At 68.6% G+C, this 5,511-nt stretch carries 8 protein-coding genes; 4 read left to right on the top strand and 4 right to left on the bottom strand.

All coding sequences use genetic code 11. The features are described from left to right. Positions 1 to 1,189: hypothetical protein (locus tag ACAM49_RS38545; RefSeq protein WP_369640459.1), on the top strand; the 1,189-nt coding region annotated here is incomplete at its 5' end. Positions 1,190 to 1,210: 21 nt separating this feature from the next. On the opposite strand, the gene ACAM49_RS38540 is transcribed toward ACAM49_RS38545, so the two are convergent. Next, positions 1,211 to 1,402: a hypothetical protein gene (locus ACAM49_RS38540; RefSeq protein ID WP_369640458.1), complete on the bottom strand. Its 192-nt coding sequence runs from the start codon at positions 1,400 to 1,402 to the stop codon at positions 1,211 to 1,213. 381 nt (positions 1,403 to 1,783) lie between these two features. Here ACAM49_RS38540 and ACAM49_RS38535 point away from each other — a divergent pair, with 381 nt between their 5' ends. Both ACAM49_RS38535 and ACAM49_RS38530 read left to right on the top strand, forming a co-directional pair. After that, on the top strand, positions 1,784 to 2,665 hold the full coding sequence (locus tag ACAM49_RS38535) for a helix-turn-helix transcriptional regulator (protein ID WP_040811200.1): 882 nt from the start codon (positions 1,784 to 1,786) through the stop codon (positions 2,663 to 2,665). Continuing rightward, complete coding sequence (locus tag ACAM49_RS38530) at positions 2,662 to 2,859, top strand: DUF397 domain-containing protein (RefSeq protein WP_369640457.1); 198 nt, start codon at positions 2,662 to 2,664, stop codon at positions 2,857 to 2,859. The genes ACAM49_RS38535 and ACAM49_RS38530 overlap by 4 nt, the downstream gene beginning before the upstream one ends. Before the next feature lie 56 nt (positions 2,860 to 2,915). Here ACAM49_RS38530 and ACAM49_RS38525 read toward each other — a convergent pair whose 3' ends face one another. Continuing rightward, positions 2,916 to 3,134: a hypothetical protein gene (locus ACAM49_RS38525; protein ID WP_369640456.1), complete on the bottom strand. Its 219-nt coding sequence runs from the start codon at positions 3,132 to 3,134 to the stop codon at positions 2,916 to 2,918. 47 nt (positions 3,135 to 3,181) lie between these two features. Then, entirely contained in the window at positions 3,182 to 3,676 is a 495-nt protein-coding gene (locus ACAM49_RS38520; RefSeq protein ID WP_369640455.1) for a carboxymuconolactone decarboxylase family protein, read from the bottom strand. Between the two features lie 87 nt (positions 3,677 to 3,763). Between ACAM49_RS38520 and ACAM49_RS38515 the strand changes: the two genes are divergently transcribed. Beyond that, positions 3,764 to 4,345 carry an ABATE domain-containing protein gene (locus ACAM49_RS38515; protein ID WP_369640454.1) on the top strand — a complete coding sequence of 194 codons (582 nt, stop codon included), beginning with the start codon at positions 3,764 to 3,766 and terminating at the stop codon, positions 4,343 to 4,345. A 106-nt stretch (positions 4,346 to 4,451) separates the two neighbouring features. Here ACAM49_RS38515 and ACAM49_RS38510 read toward each other — a convergent pair whose 3' ends face one another. Then, positions 4,452 to 5,483: an ATP-dependent 6-phosphofructokinase gene (locus ACAM49_RS38510; protein WP_369640460.1), complete on the bottom strand. Its 1,032-nt coding sequence runs from the start codon at positions 5,481 to 5,483 to the stop codon at positions 4,452 to 4,454. Between the last annotated feature and the right edge of the window lie 28 nt (positions 5,484 to 5,511).

The raw sequence follows: 5,511 nt of genomic DNA, 5'->3' as shown, positions 1-5,511 counted from the left end.
GGGCGCAATCGCCGCTTATCCGCCGCCCCCGCCGCCCACGGGGTGGCCACAAGACACGGAACGCGTGAATTCCGGCCCCACCGCCCGGCCGTATCCGCCCGGCCAGGAACCCGCGCCCGCCAATTACGGTGCGCAGCAGCAGGTTGCCGGGCCGATCCCGAAGCAGCCGATGCCGGAGCAGGTCGGCTCCGGTCCGACGAATCGCCCGCAACCCGCGCCACCGTCGGACGACCCGTCACAGCGGCCGACCGATATCGTGCCGCAGCCGGTGGTTTCAACCGGCCGACAGGAGGCTTCGGCCGCGCCCACAGAAATCCTGGCGCAGCCCGGCGGCGCCGGAGTGAGCCCGGCACCGGTCGAGGGTTCCTCGCCTGCCGGGTCGGCCGGGCTGGACGCCGAGCGCTCTGGGCGCGGTGTCGAACCATCGAAGGCAGGTGATGTTTCCGGTGGTGAGACCGAGCGGCCCGCCGGCCTCGAGGGCGATTCGCGTACCGCCTCGGCCTCCGCAGCGGGGGAAGAGGATTCGCCCGATTCGCCCGGCTTTGCCGAGCTTGTGGCCGAGCCGCTGACGGCGCTGGCGCGGCCGGTCTCGGTCAGCGCGCACGGGGGCACGTCGGGCTCGCCCGGCGATGAGTCGCCGGGCGGTGCGGCGGCGGAGTCGGCCACCGGCTCGACGGATTTCGTTGCTGCCGAGGTCGAATCGAGTGGCGTGTCGCGACATCCGAATTCGGGCGCGTTCGTGCCGCTGGGGCGCGGTGACGTCCGGGCCGCGGCCGAGGTGAGCGCCGCCGCCGACGCCGGTGGGATGGCCGAGGCGGACACGGCCCCCGCTGTGAGCGGCGAGGGGGACACCAGCGAGACGGCTTCCGTCGGCGCCGCGGCGGCGGAGTCCAGTGCGCCGGAGCAGGTTTCGGGGAGCGAGATCGGATCGCCGACTCCGGACTCGGCGGCCGGGGTGCCGGTTCCGGCGGATGGGCCAGGGTACGGGGCTTACGGTGCGGTGGTGCCCGGTGGGTCCGGGTATGGGGCGCCGCACGGTGCGTTCGGGCCGAATGTGGTGCGGCCGGGGTTGATTCCGACGTCGCAGCGGGCGGAGGCGTCGCAGGTGACCGCGTTGGTGGTGTTGGGGCTGGCGGTGGTGGCGTTGGTGTTGATGGTTGTGGTCGCGGTGGTGCTGGTTTCCGGTTAGGTCGGGACCGGTCGGGATGGGTCAGGTGCCGGGGAAGAGGGTGGCGTCGGTGCGCAGGACCATTTGGCCTCTGTCGACGAGGATTTGGCGGGCGCGGCGGCGGACCAGGCAGTTGTCCACGGTGCAGTACTTGTGAATCTGCATGGCCTGGTGGGCGTCGGGGAGGCCCAGATCGCCGGGGTCCATCGTGCAGTCGAACAGAAGAAACATCATGGTTTCCACTGGGGCAGCGCAGGGGGGCTGAACAGTTCGCGGTCCGGTGCTGGTGCTCGGCATGCGGCGCGCCTGCGCCGGGCCTCCCGCAAGCGTAACGGGATTCGTGGTGTGCCACGCCGGTATCGGCCGCGTTGTCACGCCTGGTCAGGATTTCGGGGAGTGGGAGAGGGGGTGCGCCCGGCTCGGGGACGAGTGGGTCCAGAGATATCAGGGCTCCGGTTCTCACCGGGCGCGACTCCAGTCCAGCACCGTTTCGGCGAACCGACAATCGAAGCCTCGCCGCGGTGGGAAACTTTCCGAAAGCTCCAGGTCAGCATTCATATCGCGTGGGAGCATCATTCGCAGTGACCGAAAACAGCCTTCGTGGGGGAGGATTCGATGTCCGAGCATGGTTCGACTTTGCCGCGTCGTCAGCTGGGGCGATATCTGCGCGAAGGCCGAATGCAGTGCAATATGACGATCGCCGAGGCAGCGGCGCTGATGGAGTGGAGCGAGTCCAAGCTGCAGCGACTCGAAACCGGTAATGCCGAGAAGATCCGGGTCCTCGACGTCCGGGAACTGTGTCGCATCTACGACTTCGACGACGAGTTCAGCTCGGCGCTGACCGGCCTCGCGCAACAGGCCAGCGTCAAGTCCTGGTGGCACGAGTACGACGATCTGATTCCCGAGGGTTTCAATGTGTATGTGGGCCTGGAGGCTTCGGCCCGCGCCCTCATCTCCTATCAGCCGGAGATCATTCCGGGCCTGCTGCAGACCGCCGAGTACGCACGGGTGTTGATCAACGATTACTGGCCGGATGCTGCACCCGACCAACTGGACCGGAGGGTCCAGTTGAAGATGCGGCGTCAAAGCCTCTTGACGCGCAAGCGAAGTCCCGCCTCCTTCGATGTCGTGGTGCACGAAACCGCATTACGTCGCGTTGTCGGCGGTCCGCGCATCATGGCGGCCCAATTGCGGCGCGTGGCGGATCTGTCGACACTGCCGGCGATCGCTGTTCGTGTACTACCCTTTGCGGCGGGTGTGCCGATCGGTCATACCGTCGGCCCGTTCGTGATCCTGGAGTTCGGCCGGGACGCCGGCAATCGACCCGTCGAACCCACGGTCGTCTACCTGGAGAACTTCCTCGGCGACCTGTATCTGGAGAAGCAGGCCGCGGTCGACCGGTACCGCGAGGCATACCAATCGATCCAGCGCGCCGCGCTGGACGAGACGACCAGCAGAGACCTCCTGCGGAGGGCAGCGAAGGAGTACGCGACGTGACCGTCGAACCCGGCGCCCGGTGGTTCAAGAGCGCCCGCAGCACCGGCGCCAAGGAGTGCGTCGAAATCGCGTTCCTATCCACCGGAGTCGGAGTCCGCGACAGTAAGAACCCGACCGGTCCGGCGTTGATCTTCCCGCCCGCGGACTGGGACCGCTTCACCGCCGCCCTGGCCGCCGGGCGGTTCGACAACTGAGCCCGAGCCCGGCGGGGATCCGGTGACGGTCAGGGGGATTCGCGGGATTCGGGGATTCAGGCCGAGCGGGCGGCGCGGGCCGAGGCGAGGGTGACCGCGGCGGCGTTCCAGATGGCGTAGGCGCTCACCGAGTAGGGGACCCAGGTGGGGTGGCGCAGCGCGATCAGGACAATGGTCGCGACGGCCAGCGCCAGTGCGCGGATGACAATGCCGTTGCGCAGCAGGCTCTTCAGGACCTGCGCGTTCAGTGGGGTGGCGGCCTTGACGGCGTTCATGATCTTCGACCTTCTGCAAAGGCTCTCGGTGGCGGGGAACGGGCGGATTACGCGGCGGGCCAGTCGTTCTCGGTCTCGCCGACCTTGTTGACGTAGTTGGTCAGGGTCTGCAGGGCGACCAGGGCGACGATCTCGAGCACCTGCTCCTGGGTCCAGCCCGCGGCCAGCGCCTCGGCCGGATCGGCCTTGCCGCGGCTCTCGGTCAACTCGCGGGCGAAGGCAACGGCGGCAGCCTCTTTCGCGTCCGCGGAGGTGCCCTGCTTGGCGGCCTCGATCTCGGCGTCGCTCAACTTGGCGACCCGCTTGCCGGTGAAGGTGTGCGCCGCGACGCAGTAGCCGCAGTCATTGGCCGCGCCGACGGTGAGCGCGATGCGCTCGGAGGTGGCGGGCGGCAGCGTGCCCTTCTTCAGCGCGCCGGACAGCCCGAGGTAACCCTCCAGTACCGCGGACGAATTGGCCATCACCTTGGTCATGTTCGGCACCCGCCCCATGCGCTTGCGGACCTCGTCCAGCAGGGGAGCGTGCTCGATCGGAGTGATCATGTCTCTCAACCTTTCTAACGGAAGATCTTGCTTCTTCACGTTAGAACATCATGGCACGCGAATTCAATACCCGTTAGAATCGGAAACATGGTCGATCCCTTGGCACTCCGATTGGCGAACACCATCCGCGCCACCAGCCGCGGACTGACCGATGCGTTCGCCACCCCCGAATCCACCCGGGATTGGCTGGTCTCCAATGCCGAGCACCTCGGCGTCTACCTGGACCTCGAGGGCTATCTGCCCAGCGAGGCCGACCGCACCGCGCTGGTCGACCTGCGCCAGAACGTGCGCGCCCTGTTCGCGGAATGCGTTGCGCCCCAACCGCCCAGCTCCGCCGACGCCGCGGTGCTGCCCGCCTTCCCCGACGCGCTGGCCGCCGTGAACCGCGCCACCGCCCCCGCGCTGCGGCTACTGGAGTGGGACGGCGACGGCCCGCACGCCGAGCACCGGCTGCTCAGCACCAGCGACGTGGACACCGTCATGGCGGGCCTGGCCGATGCCACCATCGAATTCTTCACCGGCCCCGAGGCCGCCCAGATCCGCACCTGCCCCGCGCCGCGCTGCGTGCGCTACTTCCTGAAATCCCATCCGCGCCAGGAGTGGTGCTCGGTGGCCTGCGGCAATCGCGCCCGCGCGGCCCGGCACTACGCCCAGCACCGCGACGACTGACCGGCCCCGGATTCGATATATACACCCCCGGGTATGCGAACGGCCCCCGCTCCGTAGAGCGGGGGCCGTGACGTAGGCGCGTGTGGCGCAGCGTTTCTCGGCTCGCTCAGCCGAAGAAGGCGGCCGCCTCCCGGTACCGCTCCGGCGGCACCAGCTTGAGCTGCTTGGTCGCCTCCGACAGCGGCACGAGCTCGATCTCATTGCCCTTCAGCGACACCATCTGCCCGAATTGCCCGGCGTGCACCGCTTCCGCCGCGTGCACCCCGAAACGCGTTGCCAGCACCCGGTCGAACGAGGTCGGCGTGCCGCCGCGCTGGACGTGGCCGAGCACGGTCACCCGCACTTCCTTGCCGATGCGCCGCTCGATCTCGGGCGCGAGTTGCTGTGCCACACCGGTGAACCGGACATGCCCGAATTCGTCGACCCCGCCGTCCCGCAGCGACATGGACTTGGGATCGGGCTGCGCGCCCTCGGCCACCACGCAGATGAAATGCGAATCCCCGCGCTGGAAGCGCCGTTTCACCATGGCGCAGACCTCGTCCACGTCGAACGGCACCTCGGGCACCAGGGTCAGGTGCGCGCCGGCGGCGATGCCGGAGTTGATGGCGATCCAGCCCGCGTGCCGCCCCATCACCTCGACCAGCATGACGCGCTGATGCGATTCGGCGGTGGTGTGCAGCCGGTCGATGGCCTCGGTGGCGATGGCGACCGCGGTGTCGTGGCCGAAGGTGGTGTCGGTGCAGTCGATGTCGTTGTCGATGGTCTTGGGCACGCCGACCACCGGCACGCCCTCGTCGGCCAGCCAGGAGGCCGCGGTCAGCGTGCCCTCGCCGCCGATCGGGATGAGCGCGTCGATGCCGTTGTCGTCGAGGGTCTGCTTGATCCGGCCGAGTCCGGCGCGCAGCACATCCGGATTGGTGCGCGCGGTGCCGAGAATGGTGCCGCCCTTGGTGAGCAGCCGGTCGGTGCGGTCATTGTTGAGGATGTGGATCTTCCGATCCTCGAGTAGTCCCCGCCAGCCGTCCTGGAACCCGACGATCGCATCCCCCCACCGTCCGTTCGCGGTACGAACGACGGCACGAATCACGGCATTCAGGCCAGGGCAGTCTCCGCCTCCGGTCAAGACTCCGATGCGCATGATGCCCATCTTGCCCTGACCCGCCCCC

Source organism: Nocardia sp. JMUB6875 (assembly GCF_041154655.1).
Taxonomy (GTDB): Bacteria; Actinomycetota; Actinomycetes; order Mycobacteriales; family Mycobacteriaceae; genus Nocardia.
Note: the sequence above shows the minus strand (reverse complement) of the source record. Positions and strands in the feature narration are given on the sequence as shown.